This is a genomic window from Poseidonocella sp. HB161398 (assembly GCF_005870025.1).
GTDB lineage: Bacteria > Pseudomonadota > Alphaproteobacteria > Rhodobacterales > Rhodobacteraceae > Mangrovicoccus.
The window spans coordinates 1-706 of sequence record NZ_VATA01000265.1; the positions used below are offsets into that span (position 1 = coordinate 1).

Consider the following 706-nt stretch of genomic DNA (forward strand, 5'->3'; position numbering starts at 1 on the left):
GCCAGTCCTATGCCCGGCTCGCGCCGCGCCGGGCGCGCCAAGTCGGCCGCGACGCCCATGCCCGGCAGTTCAGGCGCATGCGCAAGGCCCTGAAAAAGCTCGCGGGATACACCGGGAGGATCACGCGGGACCTGCACCGCCATCTCGGCGGCATCCCCGAGGGCGGCTTGCGCGACCGGGCGGTGGCGAAGATCGCGCTGGTGCTGCGGCTCTTGCACCAGACGCTGAAGAGCCGCGGCAAGAACTACGCGCTGCAAGAGCCCGCGGCGGACTGCATCTCCAAAGGCAGGGCCCGCATCCGCTGCGAGATGCTGCAACGGGGCCTGCGTCGCGCCCTGCCCATGACCGCTTGCGCGTGGAGGGGTCAGCTGTCGCAGTTCCCGTATCAGACCCGGAAGGAGGAATGCGGGATGGGCTGCTTGTCGGGTTGGATGTGTTGCTGGCGAAGACCGCGATCTGCGTCGTCAGCGAGCATGGGAAGATCGTGAAAGAGGCGCAGGTCGAAAGCGGGCCGGAGGAACGCGAGCGCGACGTCAGGGACCTGGACGGCATCATCGCTGCCATTGGCTTGAGGTCGGCCCGGGGTCGCAATGGCTGCTTCGCGGTCCGACCGGGGCGGGGTTGGACGTCGTCCCGATGGAACCCCGGCAGGTCAAGGGAGCATTGAAGGCGCTGCCGATCAAGACCGGCCGGCGTGATGCCGAGG

1 pseudogene is annotated in these 706 nt (G+C 68.7%); it reads left to right on the forward strand.

Going from position 1 to position 706, the window contains the following annotated elements:
* Positions 1-308: pseudogene (locus FGX59_RS39225) on the forward strand (IS5/IS1182 family transposase); the annotation flags it as partial.
* Positions 309-706 lie beyond the last annotated feature (398 nt).